A 14,004-nucleotide genomic window follows, 5' to 3' on the forward strand; every position below is an offset into this window, starting at 1 on the left:
ACCGTTCGATAGGAGTCAGGCAATCCCGGGCAGCAAACGCTCACCAGCGATGCGCTGCATCGCTTTCTGCAGTTTCTCGAATGCGCGCACCTCGATCTGGCGGATACGCTCGCGGCTGACATCGTAAACTTGGCTGAGCTCTTCCAGCGTCTGCGGGTTTTCGGTCAGTCGGCGTTCGACCAGGATGTGCCGCTCGCGCTCGTTGAGCGCATCCATCGCTTCGGCCAGCATCTCGTGGCGCAGGTCAGCCTCTTCGGCATCGGCGACCATTTCGTCCTGCAGCGGGCGATCATCGGCCAGCCAGTCCTGCCATTCGGCCGAACCTTCCTCGCCATTGCGCATCGGCGTGTTGAGCGAGCCATCGCCGCCCATCATCATCCGGCGGTTCATGTTGATCACTTCCTGCTCGGGCACGCCGAGGTCGGTTGCGATCTTGGTCACGTCCTCAGGCGAGAGGTCGGTATCTTCATACGCCTCAAGCTGCTTCTTCATCCGGCGAAGGTTGAAGAACAGCTTCTTCTGCGCGGCGGTGGTGCCCATCTTCACGAGGCTCCAGCTGCGCAGGATGAATTCCTGGATGCTGGCCTTGATCCACCACATCGCATAGGTCGCGAGGCGGAAGCCGCGATCGGGCTCGAATTTCTTCACGCCCTGCATCAGGCCGACATTGCCTTCGGAAATCAGGTCTGACACCGGCAGGCCATATCCGCGATAGCCCATCGCGATTTTGGCCACGAGCCGCAAATGGCTGGTCACCAGCTGCGCGGCGGCTTCCGGATCGTCATGTTCGGCATAGCGCTTGGCCAGCATGTATTCCTGCTCGGCCGTCAGCACGGGGAATTTCTTGATCTCGGCGAGATAGCGGTTGAGGCTCTGCTCTCCGCTCAATGCCGGGACCGACGGGGTAGTCTTGTTGCTCACTCTTTCCCTAACCTTTCTGTGTCGACCCGCGCTTTCGGACCCCTGATGGGCATCCGTGGTTGTGGGCCACGTGGTTACATATAGACGCAAATCCCGCGATTTGCAGTGCGTTTCATCGATTTCAACGAGCGGTTTGACCGATTAGTTCCTGCATGTCTGCGGGCAGTTCCGAGCGGAATTCGAGCCATTTGCCGCTTACCGGATGCTCGAAGCCGAGACTGGCCGCATGCAGAGCTTGCCGTTCAAAGCCCAACTCCTTGAGAACAGGGCGTAAATCGCTTGGTGTGCGTCCATATAACGGGTCCCCCAATAGCGGATGACCGATTGATGCACAGTGAACGCGCACCTGGTGGGTTCGCCCGGTTTCCAGCCGACATTCGATCAGGGCGGCGCCTCTCAACCTTTCCAGCACCTTATAATGTGTAACGGCGTGTTTCCCGCGCGAGGAATTCTTGTCGAGCACTGCCATTTTCTTGCGGTTCGAGTCGCTCCGGCCGATTCGCGTCGCGATCGTGCCTTCAAGCGGGGTGGGGTAGCCGGAGCAGACAGCGAGGTAGCGCCGCTCGATCGAATGGTCCTTGAACTGGCGGGCCAGGCCTTCATGTGCCTTGTCGGTCTTTGCCACGACCAGCAGGCCGGATGTGTCTTTATCGATCCGGTGGACGATGCCGGGGCGCGCGACACCGCCGATGCCGGACAATTGCCCGCGGCAATGATGCAGCAGGGCGTTGACCAGCGTTCCGTCAGGATTGCCCGCTGCCGGATGCACCACCATACCGGCGGGCTTGTCGATCACGATCAGGTGCTCGTCTTCATGAACGACCTTGAGCGGGATGTCCTGCGGCTGCGCCTCGGCTTCGGCAGCGGGTGGCACGCGAATAGCGAAACTCGTGCCTGCCGCAACCTTGGCCTTGGCGCTGATTGCCAATTGCCCGCCGATCTCCACCATCCCCTCGGCGATCAGCGCCTGGATCCGTGCTCGCGACAGATCGGTTACCTCGGCCAACGCCTTGTCCAGGCGATCGGCTGTCTGAATGGTTCCGGTGATGACTTCGCCTTCCGCCATGCTAGGGGCATGCGCGATGCATATCGAAGTAGCAAGCGAAGTGATCGCACAAATCGGCGACGAAGCGCGCGCCGTCCATCCGCACGAATGCTGCGGGATATTGCTGGGCGAGGGAGCATGCATTGCCCGGGCCCTGCCGACGCGGAATGTCCATGCTGAGCCTGCGCGCCATTTCGAGATCGATCCGCAGGCGTTGATCGACGCGCATCGCGCCGCGCGCGAAGGTGGCCCTCAGGTGCTGGGTTATTACCACTCTCACCCGACCGGCACGGCGGAACCTTCCGCCACAGACCAGTCAATGGCGGCGGGCGATGGCCGGGTCTGGGCGATTATTGCCACCGGGGAAATCCGCTTCTGGCGAGACGATGCTGCAGGCTTCCAGCTGCTTTCCTACGTCGAGATCGCGGGGTAATCCTGCATCATGGAAAACACCACCCACACGCCCGCCAGACTATTTCTGGGCCATCGTGACTGCCATGGGTGGCGAGCGCCGGTTTTTGGCTTTAGGACTGTGTTCCAAGTGTTCCATCATTCAGAAATAGACACCGCTACATGAATTCGACTTCCGAGACCGAACTTGCCGCGCTGATGTGTTCGCGGCTCTGCCATGACATGCTTTCGCCTGTCGGCGCGCTGTCCAACGGGCTGGAATTGCTCGCTGACGAGAAAGACCCGGAAATGCGCGCGCGCTGCATCGAACTCCTCGAACAGAGCGCCCGGATCAGCACCGCCAAGCTGAAGTTTTTCCGCCTCGCCTTCGGCGCTGCCGGCGGCTTTGGCGATGCCGTGCCGGTGGAAGAAGCGCAGGGCGTGATCGACACGCTGGTTGGCGAGGCGCGCGGCGTGGAAGCCAATTGGGCGATTTCCGCATCGAGCCTGCCCAAGCCGGCTGTGAAAGTCATGCTCAACCTTTCCCAGATCGGGCTCGACGCGCTGATCCGCGGCGGCACGCTCGATATCGGGGCGGAATTGCATGACGGAAACTACGAGATCGTGGTGCGCGCCAGTGGTGACCGGATCGCGTTTGACGAAACGATCGGCCGCGCGCTGCAAGGCGAACTGGCACCGGGCGAACTGTCCAGCCGCACCGCCGCCGCGCATATGATTGCGATGCTGGCCGAGGAACTGGGCGGCGGGCTGCAATACCAGCGCACCGACACGGCTCTGGTCATGGGGGCGGTGCTGCCGCAGCCCGAAGGGATGATCGGCTGAGATGAGTGATGAGCTGGTCCATCGCGAGCAGCTCTCGCCCAATTTCAATGAGCGCACGCTGCCGATCAGCATGGTCGTGCTGCATTATACTGAAATGAAGCCGGTCGAGAGCGCAATCGAGCGGTTGTGCGATCCCGAGGCGCAGGTTTCCGCGCACTATGTGATCAGCGAGGAAGGCGAAGTCACCCGGCTCGTGCCTGAAGAAAAGCGCGCGTGGCATGCGGGCGCTTCCTATTGGCGCGGGCACAAGGACGTGAATTCGGCCAGCATCGGGATTGAGCTCGATCATCCCGGCCATGCGCTGGGCTATCGCGAATTCGCCGAGGCACAGATCGATGCGCTGATCCCGTTGCTGCACCGGATCGTGAAGCAATATGATATTCCCCGCGCCAATGTGGTGGGTCATTCCGATGTTGCCCCGGCGCGCAAGACCGATCCGGGCGAGCTGTTCCCGTGGGAACGGCTGGCCGAATACGGGCTGTGCCTGAAGCGGCCGCAAAAACTCGATCTGGGCGATCCGTTCGACAATGACGGGGCATTCTACCTCGCGCTCGAGCGGTTCGGCTATGACATCACCGACGGCTATATGGCGGTTGAGGCGTTCCAGCGCCGCTGGCAGCCCGAGCTGATCGACGGGATCATCGATCAGCATGTGGGCGCGATCCTGTTCCAATTGCTCTTGGATCGTGACCGCGGAGTGACTAGATAAGAAGGGCCAGGGGGCTGGGCAGCCGCGCTATCCGCAAGGGTATCGAGGAAAGTCCGGGCTCCACGAAACAAGGGTGGCGGGTAACGCCCGCCGTGGGCAACCACAGGGAAAGTGCCACAGAGAGTATACCGCCGATGGCGCCTAAAGCGCACAGGCAAGGGTGAAAGGGTGCGGTAAAAGCGCACCGGGGTTCTGGCAACAGCGCCCGCATGGCAAACCCCACCCGGAGCAAGGCCAAATAGGGGCCTCGCGCCGTAAAAGGCAGGGGCGTTTCGCCCCGAGAGGCCCGGGTTGGCTGCTTGAGCCATGGAGCGATCCATGGCCTAGATGAATGGCTGCCCCTGCGCGGCCGGTCTCTTCGGAGATACCGCGGGCAGGACAGAACCCGGCTTACAGGCCCCCTGGCATCCCTTAAAGCAAAAGCGCCCCGGAATTGCTCCCGGAGCGCCTTTTTTTGCGATTGGGCTAAGGCTGACTTAGAACTTCCAGTTCAGCGTGGCCCGGCCCTGATGATTGCTCAGCTCGTCACGACCAAGGTCGGAACTGAGGCTGAACTGGGTTGTGACGTGGTCCGACAGCTGCAGCTGTGCACCGGCATTCACGGCGACCCAATCTTCTGCCAGCTGGCGCGAGATTGCGAAGGGCAGGTCTTCCGCTCCCAGGAAGTTGGCGGTGACCGTGTCGACCCGGTCACCCAATTCGCGGGCATATGCCACCGATCCGAACAGGCTCAGCTTGCTGGTTTGGCCCATCTTCACGTCAAGCGCGCCTATCAGGCCGAGCTTTGCGCCGATCGAAGTGTAGGTCCGGTCGTGGATGGCAAGGCTGAAATCTCCAGCCTCTGTCTCGCGATAGCCCTCAAGCTCGGACCGGACATAATCGAGCGATGCGACCGGGCCGATCGTGACGCCCTTGGCGGGAGCGAAGGCATAGCCAACGCGCGCCCCGGCCATCGTCTGTTGGCCATCGGCAAGGCCTGCAGCACTGCGGAATTCGTCCTCCAGCAGGCCCTGTGCCCCGCGCTCGAGCCCGTAACGCTGATCGGCAAAGCCGACGTACAGATCGGCAAACCCCTGGCCGAAGCCGACTGCGGCATAGGCCGCGGTCGCCAGGCTTTGGCTGCTGCTGGGCTGGCCATTGCCTAGGCTCGACGCGCTGTCGCGGATATTGCTGACTGCCATACCCACCGTCACATTGTCGCTGACCTTCAGGTCTGCGCCAAGCGTGAGTTCGCCCGCCTCGCTATAGGCCAGGTCCTGCAGGGCGCGCGCACCCGAGTTGCGATCTTCCGCGCTATCGAGGAAGGAACCGCTGACCGAACCGAAGAAGCCGAGCTTGCCGGTTTCCGCCGGGGCATCGCCTGCCTGGGCAAAGGATGCCGAACCGAAGCTGGAGAAGCCCGCAGCCGCTTGGCCCGCCCCGCGCAAAGCCAGCGTGCGCTGGGCGATGTGGCCGGAGAAGCGCCGTGCGAAATTCGTCGCCGTTTCGGTCTGCATGAAGCCGCTGGTCGGCGTGAGGCCGAACAGGGTGGCCCCAAACTGATCGAACCCGGCCCCGTCAACCACGCCGAACAGGCGCGAGAAGTCGGTATAACGACCGCCGAAACGCAATGCATCGAGCGTTGCGCCGAGCGAAGCCAGGTTGCTGTTATTGCCAACCAGGCCTTGGATCGAATTGGCCTTAACTTCGATCGCGATGCTGGTCGGGCTGACGACCTGTTCGAAATACAGCACAGGCGAGTTCGACTGAGTCAGGACTTCGGCGAACTGGCCATCGACCAGCCCCGCTTCGAGCACGATGAACTGGGTTCCATAAGAGAGCTTGCCCCGCGCCGTCGGGAAGACGAACAACGCACCATCAAGGATGGCTGCGCCGGTTACGCTCAGCAGGTCGCTTTCCAGCGTACCCTTGTTGTTGCGGATGTCGATCGCCAGCACGCCGCCTGACGACTGGATATAATTGCCGTCGATCGTCAGCTGGCCCACCGCATTGTTGCCACCTGGCAGGACTGCGCCCGCAACATTGAAGAAATTCGGTGTCGCGACCGTTCCGTTGCCACCAAAGGTGCCGCCGAACTGCAGGACATTCCCCGCGACGAGCGTGCCATCGACATTGGCCGACCCGCGATATTGCTCCACCCCGATCAGGCTGGTGAGGGTGTAACCTTGCAAGAGATCAAAGCCGGTCTGCGCGCCGTCGATGGTCAAACGATCGATTTCGACATCCATGTCGACTGAGGTCGTGCCCGGGTTGAGCAGCAAGACGTCAAAATACTGCGCCGGATTGGCGAAGGATACGCCCGGCGTTCCGTCCGTGTTGTTGGGCACGAAGCCGGTCGAGCCGGGGCCAAGCAGCACCGATGACGCAGGCAGGTTTCCGCCGAAATTGGGCGTGCCTTCCGGCGGAAGCACGAACGAAGGATCGGCCGGATTGTCTGACACATCGTCGCCCAGCACGGAACCGAGCTTGGGCCCGGTTTCATAAACGCCGCGCTCAGTCCCGCCGGGGATGCCGTTCACCAGATTGCCATTGCCATCGTCGATGAAGAAGCCGGGGTCGAGATCCTGCGTCCAGTGGTTGGGATCGGACCAATTGCCATTGCCAGATTTGGCCGAGACATATTTGTACGGCGTGTTTTGAGTGATGAACTGGAAGAAGGGAAACAGCGGGTTGTAGAAACTGACATCACCGTAGCGATTGTTGATGCGGAAGAAGTCGTAGCCGCCACTCAGCACGCCGGCGATCACCGGGAAATCATACAGCTGGTCGACAATGATTGGTGAACCGGAATCACCGGGCGCGGTGCCGGCTTCCTGCGGCAAAGCGTCGCCCCCAAACCAGTCGATTGCTTTCACCGCGTCCAGTGTGGTGCAGCTGATATTCGTTCCGGTAAAGGTGCAACCCGCGGTGTCGGCCGGAGTGCGCGTGGGATCGTCGAAATCGGTCCAATACAGCACCTGGGTTTCCACCCCGAGCGTCTGCGAACTGGGATTGAATGCCGAAAAGACGCCATCAATGTAGTCGGCATTCGAGCCGATCATATCGAGCATGTTTTCGCCGACGCGGCGCAGGAAGCGGTTGCCAGCGTTGGTGCCGCCAGTGTCGCCTGTACCGTTGGTACCATAACCGACCTGGATGACATGGGTCAGCTGGTCGAGCGGCGTCAGCAGCAGCGGCATCGCAGGTACGTCTGTAACGGGTGCATCGAGCGCAATGAAGGCGACATCAGCCCAAGGGAAATCCAAGCCGCCGTCGCCTATGTTCGAAGAAGGGTGGATCACTACGTCGGTGCTGCTCGCTACGCCCCCTGCTGCATAGCCATTGCCGGTCCCGAGATAGTTGAATAGCCGCGTTGCCGAATTTACGCCGGTAGAAATCAGCATGGTGCTGGCTGCAACGCCAGGCAGGCCATAAGCCTCGGAAGACTGGCTGTTGACGCAATGCGCGGCCGTCAAGACGGTACGAGGGTTGATTATCGTGCCCGTACAATTGAAGAAAACTCCGCCCGTCGCATTGTTCTGTACGAAAATCTGTACAACGGATGGCAGTGTGTTGTTCACATCGACAGCACCGCCAATGCCGACATCGTCGCGCACGATCAATTCGGCGTCTGGGTCGACGGGTGATCCGGTAAAGCCGCGCGATGTGCGGACATAGCTGCTGATGTCAAAGCTCAGGTCGGACTGGTTGAAACTGCGCGCGACCATGACCGGCGCGGCAACGAAGCCGGCAAAGTCCCCCTGCGCCTCCGTTGCGATTTCCCCGGATGCTTCATCTTGTGCGGTGGCAGGTGCCGAAGCGAGCCCCGCAAGAAGTGCGAACGCGCCAGCCGAAAGCAGCAAATTCTTCTTGATCATTCTCAGTCCCCTTCTCTTGCGCGCCGATCCGGGTCGCAGCGCCCGGCACGTGCGAGAGGGTGAAGGGCGCGAGAATCGGTGCGATTAAGATGGGATGAACGTCCGGATTCTCGGAAGCGAGGTCAATCCATATTCGCTAGGAAATTCAAATAATTTTGTTGGCTAACGCACGGCAGAAGGGTTTTGCGTCTCAATTCGGGACAAGCTCTTTGCGCTTGATCTTGACCCGGTCCTCTTTCTGGACCGCCTGAATGGTTCGCCGTGTGCTGCCTTCAAGTACGAGTGCAGTCAGCACGCCGGTGCGGGAATGCGCCGGTATCGATACCGATACGGTGCTGGGCGGCTTCGACCTCGTCGAAAATGGTATGGCCGTGGACGACGACTTTGGGGAGCGGGCCCTTGTGCCGCAGGAAGCGTTCGCGGATCCACAAGAGGTCGCTGCGGCGCTGCTGGTCCAGCGGCACGTTCGGGTCGATCCCCGCGTGGACGAAGACATAATCGCCCGCAACGATCATGTTTTCAAATCCCGACACGAAGTCGCGGTCCTTTTGCGGCACCAACTGCGGTAGCCGCTCGAACAATTCGTCAAGCGTCAGCTTGCGATATTCCTTTCGCGGCAGGCCATAGCTCAGGATGGTTTCGCGGCCGCCGTGCTTGAGGAAATGCCGCAAGACTTCCGCATCCTGGAAGGATTCGAGGAACATTTCCTCGTGATTGCCGGCCAGGATCCTGACCGTGCGCCGCTTGCGCCACTTGCGAGCGGACTTGATCACACCAGCGCTGTCGGGGCCGCGATCGATCAGGTCACCGAGCAGGACGACATGCGATTCCACCTCGGGGCTGGCGGCGATGTCTTCCTCAATCGCTTCGATCAGGGCGTCGAAAAGGTCCATGCGACCATGGATGTCGCCCACGACATAATAGCGCTCGCCCGGCGGGACGCAGGGCAAGTCGGCGCGTTCGGCGCTGCGGCGGAACAGACTGTTGAGGCGGGCGAGTATCATGGTTTTGGGGCAGCTTGTGCTTTCCAGCCCTTAGGCCAGCGCGGCCGCAACGGCAACCGGCACCGCAGGCCGTGGTGTTGGCCACAGTGACTGGTGCCAAAAATCAACACTCCCGCAGCTTTGGGAAAATTGGCGCAATTTCCCTTGTGCATTGCAGCGAAAACATGCACGAATATTGCGTTTCCGGCAGAGATCGCCCGTTTGAAGAGGCGGCCGTCGGATACGCAGGTGGGACGAAGCAACAACACAACAAAGGAAGTTGTCATGCTCACGTCCATTCGCGGCCTCGCTGCCGCAAGTATTGCTACCGGGCTCGCTCTCTCCGCGGCACCGGCATTCGCCGAAGATTCGGCAATTCCCGCTGATTTCGATCTCGCTGCCGTTGCAGCGGCCAAGGATGTCACCATCGACGTCGCTGATCTTGGTGTGGCTACCGAGCCAGTCGGTGAGAAAGTCAGCATGATCGGTGCAACGAGCACGATCGAAGTTTTCGGCCAATGTGGCGCTGGCCAGCGAATATCGCTTCCGCGGCATTGACCTTTCGGGCGGCGATATTGCTGTTCAGGGCGGATTCGATATCAACCACAGCTCCGGCCTCTATGTCGGTGTTTGGGGTTCCAATCTCGATGACGACACCGTCGGCTATGGCGACATGGAACTCGATATCTATGCCGGCTTCAGCGGCGAGTTCAGCGAAGGGCTGAGCTTCGACATTGGCGGTATCGCTTATCTCTACCCAGATGCGGGCGCAGGCAATTTCGACTATTTCGAAGTCTATGGCTCGGTCGGCTTCGCAATCGGCCCGGCAGAATCGACCATCGGCGTTGCTTACGCCCCCGATCAGGACTCGCTGGGCGGCACCGACAATTTCTACATCTACTATGACTGGTCGCTTGGTATCCCAGAAACGCCGCTGACACTGACGGCGCACCTTGGCTACACCGACGGGTTCCTGACCTTCACCAATGACGGCAAGGCGTTCGACTGGTCGATTGGCCTTGAAGCGGCCGTGTATGGCCCGTTCAGCGCCAGCGTTGCCTATGTCGGCGCGGAAGACGATATCCTGCCCGGCAATTATGACTTTGCTGACGATGCAATCGTGTTCACACTGAGCGCAAGCTTCTGATCACCAGCCAGCAATTGAAATGCAGGGACGGGGCGCTGGCCAAACGGCCGGCGCCCCTTTTTGCTGCCGCCTTCAATCCAGCGCAAAATTGACCGTCGTGACGACCCGAACCTTCTTATAGGGGGTATCGCTCACACCCCAGCCGCCGCTATCGCCATCGCGCGCTTCGATCGAGAAATAGCCCTGGGTCGCGTCCTTGATTTCGCCGACGCCCGCGCCACTGTCCTTTGCGAATTGCTCTGCCGCCGCGCGGGCATCGCGGGTTGCCTCGGCCACCATATCGGGCTTGATGTCATTGAGCCTCGTAAAGCTATAGGACATCGCCGAACCTTCCTCTAGGAACACGCCGCGACCGACGAGGTCGAACTGCTGGGCGACAGCTTTTTGCGCCCGCTCAATGTCATTGCTCCGCAAGGCCATGCGCTGGCGCACCGTGTATTGGGTGATTCCGTCGTTCGTGAAGCTCAATACGTTTGCGCCGGTTGGCTGCAGCGCGTCCTTTGGGAAGCCCAGCGAGCCAAAGAAGTCTTCGATCGCCTTGGTGTCGCTGCGCATCTTCGCTTGCGCTTCAGCCAGGCTGGTCGAGGTCGCCGAATAGGAGATGGTCCATGTTGCCAGATCGGCCACAACGTCGCGCTCTGCCAGGCCGCGCACTGTCACGGCTCGGTCGGCGTCCTTCGCTCGCAGCAGCCCATTGCCCAGCAGGTATCCGCCGCTGGTAAGGCCGAAGGCAGCGATCAGGGCGGTGCCGAACCAGCGCATCGTTGCCGGGTCGCGCAAGAATTCTTTGCCATTATGATGGCTTGCGGGTTGCGCGGCTGGCTGGTTCATCGCATCTTCCTTTCCTGTTGGGTGATGCGACGAAATGTGCATTACTGTCGATGAACCGTTTTTGAATGGAAGGGCCGCCTTATGGTCAAATATCTCCATAGCATGATCCGGGTGAGCGATCCCGACGCCACTGTGGCGTTCTTCAAGCTGATCGGGCTTGAGGAAGTCCGGCGCTTCGATGTCGAGGCTGGTCGCTTTACGTTGATCTTCCTCGCAGCACCGGGGCAGGAGGGTGTCGCCGAAGTAGAGCTGACTTATAACTGGCCGCCTGCTGACGGCAGCCCGGGAGAAGAATATACCGGCGGGCGCAACTTCGGGCACCTCGCCTATCGGGTCGAAAACATCTACGAGACTTGCCAGCGGCTGATGAATGCCGGGCATATCATCCACCGCCCGCCGCGCGACGGGCACATGGCCTTCGTCAAATCGCCAGACGGGATATCGGTGGAATTGCTGCAGGAACGCCACCTGCCGCCGCAGGAACCCTGGGCCAGCATGGAAAATAGCGGCAGCTGGTAAGCCGGTTCAGGCTTCGCTGGGCTGGTTGCCCTGGTCGTCGCAATCCTCTTCAGGGTGCGTCGTCGTTAGCCGCAGCACGATATAGCCGAGGATCGCCGAAATGGCTGAGCCGGTGAGGATGCCGATCTTGGCTTCGTCCACCAGCAGCGGATTGCCGGGGAAGGCGAGCCCGCCGATGAACAGCGACATGGTAAAGCCGATGCCGCACAGCACGGACACGCCGTAGATCTCCATCCATGTGGCATGATCGGGCTTTTGCGCGAAACCAGTCTTCACTGCGATCCACACTGCACTGAAAATACCGACCTGCTTGCCGACCACCAGGCCTGCCGCAATCGCATAGGGCAGCGGATCCAGAAGCGCCTCGATTCCCAGGCCCTGCAGTGAAACCCCGGCATTAGCGAAGCCGAAAACCGGAACGACCAGATAGGCGCTCCACGGGGCGAGGCTGTGTTCCAGCTTCTCGAGCATCGAATTGCCATCACGCCGCTGCATCGGGATGGTCAGCGCCGCCACCACGCCGGCAATTGTGGCATGCACGCCGGTATTGAGCACGCAATACCACAAGACCACTGCCATCAGGAGGTAAGGCCATAGAACGCTGACGCGCATCTTGTTGAGGCCCACCATCAGGCCCACCACCACCACCGATGCCACCAGCCACACCAGCTTGATCGTCGGGGTATAGAACAGCGCAATCACCATGACCGCGCCGATGTCGTCGACGATGGCCACCGTCAGCAGGAACAGCCGCAACGAAGCCGGCACACGGTTGCCCAACAGGCCAAGGACGCCCATCGCAAAGGCGATATCGGTGGCGGCCGGGATCGCCCAGCCGCTGGTATATTGTCCGCCGCCCGAAACCAGCATGTAGACCGCGGCCGGAGCGAACATGCCAGCTGCGGCAGCCAGCACGGGCAGGCGGCGTTTCATCGGATCGGCCAATTGCCCGCTGATCAGCTCGCGCTTTACCTCAAGGCCCACCACGAAGAAGAAGATCGCCATCAAGCCATCGTTGATCCACAGGTGCAAATCGTCGAGCTTGGCGATCGGGGTCCAGGCCAGGTCACCATAGAACAGCTGGCGATACTCCCCTGCCAGCGGCGAATTGGCTGCCAGCATAGCCGCAGCGGCCACCAGTATCAGCAGGACACCAGCCGAAGCATCGCTGACAAACAGGGCACGCACGGGCGCGAAGATCGATCGAAGCGGTGAGTTCTGATTGGCCATGACAGGGCAGCGCTCTCTCGGATTTTCTTCGCCGTTGCAAGGGGTGATTGTTCGCGTTAGTCTGCAAGTCCAAGGGTTGGGGGTCGCCTTGCCAATACTGGACATTACACCGTGGCAACTGCTGGTTCTTTTCCAGCATGAAATGTTGCTGTTCGCCGGGATTTTCTTTTTACTTGGGGCAATCGACGATTTTGCGGTGGATTTGGTGTGGCTATGGCTCAAGCTAACCGGGCGCGCCCGGTCTAAGCGGGTTGACGGAGCACAACTTGCGACTGCCGAGCTGGCTGGCTCTGCAGCGATCTTCGTGCCGACCTGGCACGAAGCCGGTGTGATTCGCGACACGATCGCACATGCGCTCGGCGCCTGGCCGCAGGATAATCTGCGGCTTTATGTCGGCTGTTACCGCAATGACGCGGAAACGATCGCCGCAGTCATGTCCGCCGCGCCGGGCGATCCGCGTTTGCGGCTCGTGATCCACGACCGCCCCGGCCCGAGTACCAAGGCGGATTGCCTCAACCGGCTCTATCGCGCACTGCTCGAGGATGAAGCGCGCACCGGCTGCATGGCGCGCATGGTGGTGTTTCACGATGCCGAGGACATGGTCGATCCGGCCGCGCTCAAGCTGCTGGATGAGGCAATCGGCAGTGCCGAATTCGTCCAGCTGCCGGTACTGCCATTGCCACAGGCGAACAGTCGCTGGCTTGGCAGCCATTACTGCGAAGAATTTGCCGAGGCGCATGCCAAGGGCCTGGTGGTGCGCGATGCATTGGGGGCGGCCATCCCGTCGGCAGGGGTCGGCTGCGCCGCCAGCCGCGCGGCGGTGGCACGACTGGCCGAAGCGCGCGGCGGCGATGCGCCGTTCGAAGCCGAATCCCTGACCGAAGATTACGAGATGGGCCTGCGCATTGCCGAGCAGGGCGGGCGCTGCCGCTTCCTTCGCAAACGCCACCTCAATGGCGAGCTTATCGCAACGCGTGCCTATTTTCCCGCCCGGCTTGACCATGTCGTGCGGCAAAAGACCCGCTGGATCCACGGGATCGCATTCCAGGGCTGGGACAGGCTGGGCTGGAACGCCTCGAGTGGGAAAATCCATCTGGCAGAGCAGTGGATGCGGATGCGCGACCGGCGCGGCCCGCTTACCGCGCTGGTGCTTTTCACCGGCTACCTGTTGCTGGTGCTTTCGGCGCTTGCGGGCCTTGCGGCGGCCATTGGCCGGGCGCCGACAATCGAGCTGACGACCGGTATCAAGCTGTTGCTGGCCGCCAATTTTGCCGCCTTTGTCTGGCGGGCGGGCTGGCGGTTCGGCTTTACGGCGCGCGAGTTCGGGCTTGCCGAAGGATTTCGCGCCGTCCTGCGCATCCCCATCACCAACATCATTGCCATCATGGCTGGTCGGCGCGCTCTCGCAGCCTATGTTCGCTCGCTCGCCGGGCAAGACGTCGTGTGGGACAAGACTCCGCATTTCGACCATCCCAGCCGATCCTCGCCTGCCATGGCTCCATTGGCCAAAGCGACGGCATGAGCGGCTG

General features: G+C 61.2%; 13 protein-coding genes and 1 other RNA gene. 8 read left to right on the forward strand and 6 right to left on the reverse strand.

Annotation, left to right across the window (positions count from 1 at the left end; translation table 11 throughout):
• Positions 1-15 precede the first annotated feature (15 nt).
• Both rpoH and G6N82_RS12080 read right to left on the reverse strand, forming a co-directional pair.
• Positions 16-921 carry an RNA polymerase sigma factor RpoH gene (rpoH, locus tag G6N82_RS12075; RefSeq protein ID WP_241255092.1) on the reverse strand — a complete coding sequence of 302 codons (906 nt, stop codon included), beginning with the start codon at positions 919-921 and terminating at the stop codon, positions 16-18.
• Positions 922-1,042: 121 nt separating this feature from the next.
• On the reverse strand, positions 1,043-1,987 hold the full coding sequence (locus tag G6N82_RS12080; protein ID WP_165196785.1) for an RluA family pseudouridine synthase: 945 nt from the start codon (positions 1,985-1,987) through the stop codon (positions 1,043-1,045).
• A gap of 16 nt (positions 1,988-2,003) precedes the next feature.
• On the opposite strand from G6N82_RS12080, the gene G6N82_RS12085 reads away from it, so the two are divergent.
• The 4 genes from G6N82_RS12085 to rnpB all read left to right on the forward strand — a co-directional run bounded on the left by G6N82_RS12085 (position 2,004) and on the right by rnpB (position 4,317).
• A complete protein-coding gene (locus tag G6N82_RS12085; protein ID WP_165196787.1) occupies positions 2,004-2,399 on the forward strand; it encodes a M67 family metallopeptidase in 396 nt (131 codons plus the stop codon).
• A 140-nt stretch (positions 2,400-2,539) separates the two neighbouring features.
• Positions 2,540-3,199 (forward strand): histidine phosphotransferase family protein, encoded by a 660-nt coding sequence (locus tag G6N82_RS12090; RefSeq protein ID WP_165196789.1) that lies wholly within the window; start codon positions 2,540-2,542, stop codon positions 3,197-3,199.
• 1 nt (position 3,200) lies between these two features.
• Positions 3,201-3,908: an N-acetylmuramoyl-L-alanine amidase gene (locus tag G6N82_RS12095; protein WP_165196791.1), complete on the forward strand. Its 708-nt coding sequence runs from the start codon at positions 3,201-3,203 to the stop codon at positions 3,906-3,908.
• Positions 3,909-3,914: 6 nt separating this feature from the next.
• Positions 3,915-4,317: RNase P RNA component class A (gene rnpB / locus G6N82_RS12100), an RNA gene on the forward strand.
• Between the two features lie 67 nt (positions 4,318-4,384).
• Here the strand turns inward: rnpB and G6N82_RS12105 are convergent.
• Positions 4,385-7,765 (reverse strand): autotransporter domain-containing protein, encoded by a 3,381-nt coding sequence (locus G6N82_RS12105; RefSeq protein ID WP_165196793.1) that lies wholly within the window; start codon positions 7,763-7,765, stop codon positions 4,385-4,387.
• A 272-nt stretch (positions 7,766-8,037) separates the two neighbouring features.
• Entirely contained in the window at positions 8,038-8,769 is a 732-nt protein-coding gene (locus G6N82_RS12110) for a metallophosphoesterase family protein (protein WP_346773733.1), read from the reverse strand.
• Between the two features lie 93 nt (positions 8,770-8,862).
• Here G6N82_RS12110 and G6N82_RS15060 point away from each other — a divergent pair, with 93 nt between their 5' ends.
• Both G6N82_RS15060 and G6N82_RS12115 read left to right on the forward strand, forming a co-directional pair.
• Positions 8,863-9,306, forward strand: a complete 444-nt coding sequence (locus G6N82_RS15060) for a hypothetical protein (RefSeq protein ID WP_241255093.1) — start codon at positions 8,863-8,865, stop codon at positions 9,304-9,306.
• On the forward strand, positions 9,236-9,895 hold the full coding sequence (locus tag G6N82_RS12115) for a TorF family putative porin (protein ID WP_241255094.1): 660 nt from the start codon (positions 9,236-9,238) through the stop codon (positions 9,893-9,895). Before G6N82_RS15060 ends, G6N82_RS12115 begins: the two co-directional genes overlap by 71 nt.
• A 72-nt stretch (positions 9,896-9,967) precedes the next feature.
• On the opposite strand, the gene G6N82_RS12120 is transcribed toward G6N82_RS12115, so the two are convergent.
• Positions 9,968-10,657: an SIMPL domain-containing protein gene (locus G6N82_RS12120; RefSeq protein ID WP_165198219.1), complete on the reverse strand. Its 690-nt coding sequence runs from the start codon at positions 10,655-10,657 to the stop codon at positions 9,968-9,970.
• 150 nt (positions 10,658-10,807) lie between these two features.
• Here G6N82_RS12120 and G6N82_RS12125 point away from each other — a divergent pair, with 150 nt between their 5' ends.
• Complete coding sequence (locus tag G6N82_RS12125; protein ID WP_165196795.1) at positions 10,808-11,245, forward strand: VOC family protein; 438 nt, start codon at positions 10,808-10,810, stop codon at positions 11,243-11,245.
• A 6-nt stretch (positions 11,246-11,251) separates the two neighbouring features.
• Here G6N82_RS12125 and nhaA read toward each other — a convergent pair whose 3' ends face one another.
• Positions 11,252-12,475: a Na+/H+ antiporter NhaA gene (gene nhaA, locus G6N82_RS12130; RefSeq protein WP_165196797.1), complete on the reverse strand. Its 1,224-nt coding sequence runs from the start codon at positions 12,473-12,475 to the stop codon at positions 11,252-11,254.
• Between the two features lie 88 nt (positions 12,476-12,563).
• Here nhaA and G6N82_RS12135 point away from each other — a divergent pair, with 88 nt between their 5' ends.
• Positions 12,564-13,997 (forward strand): glycosyl transferase family protein, encoded by a 1,434-nt coding sequence (locus G6N82_RS12135; RefSeq protein ID WP_241255095.1) that lies wholly within the window; start codon positions 12,564-12,566, stop codon positions 13,995-13,997.
• Positions 13,998-14,004: the final 7 nt, after the last annotated feature.

Origin of the sequence: Altererythrobacter sp. BO-6, assembly GCF_011047315.1 — a bacterium.
Classification (GTDB): domain Bacteria; phylum Pseudomonadota; class Alphaproteobacteria; order Sphingomonadales; family Sphingomonadaceae; genus Erythrobacter.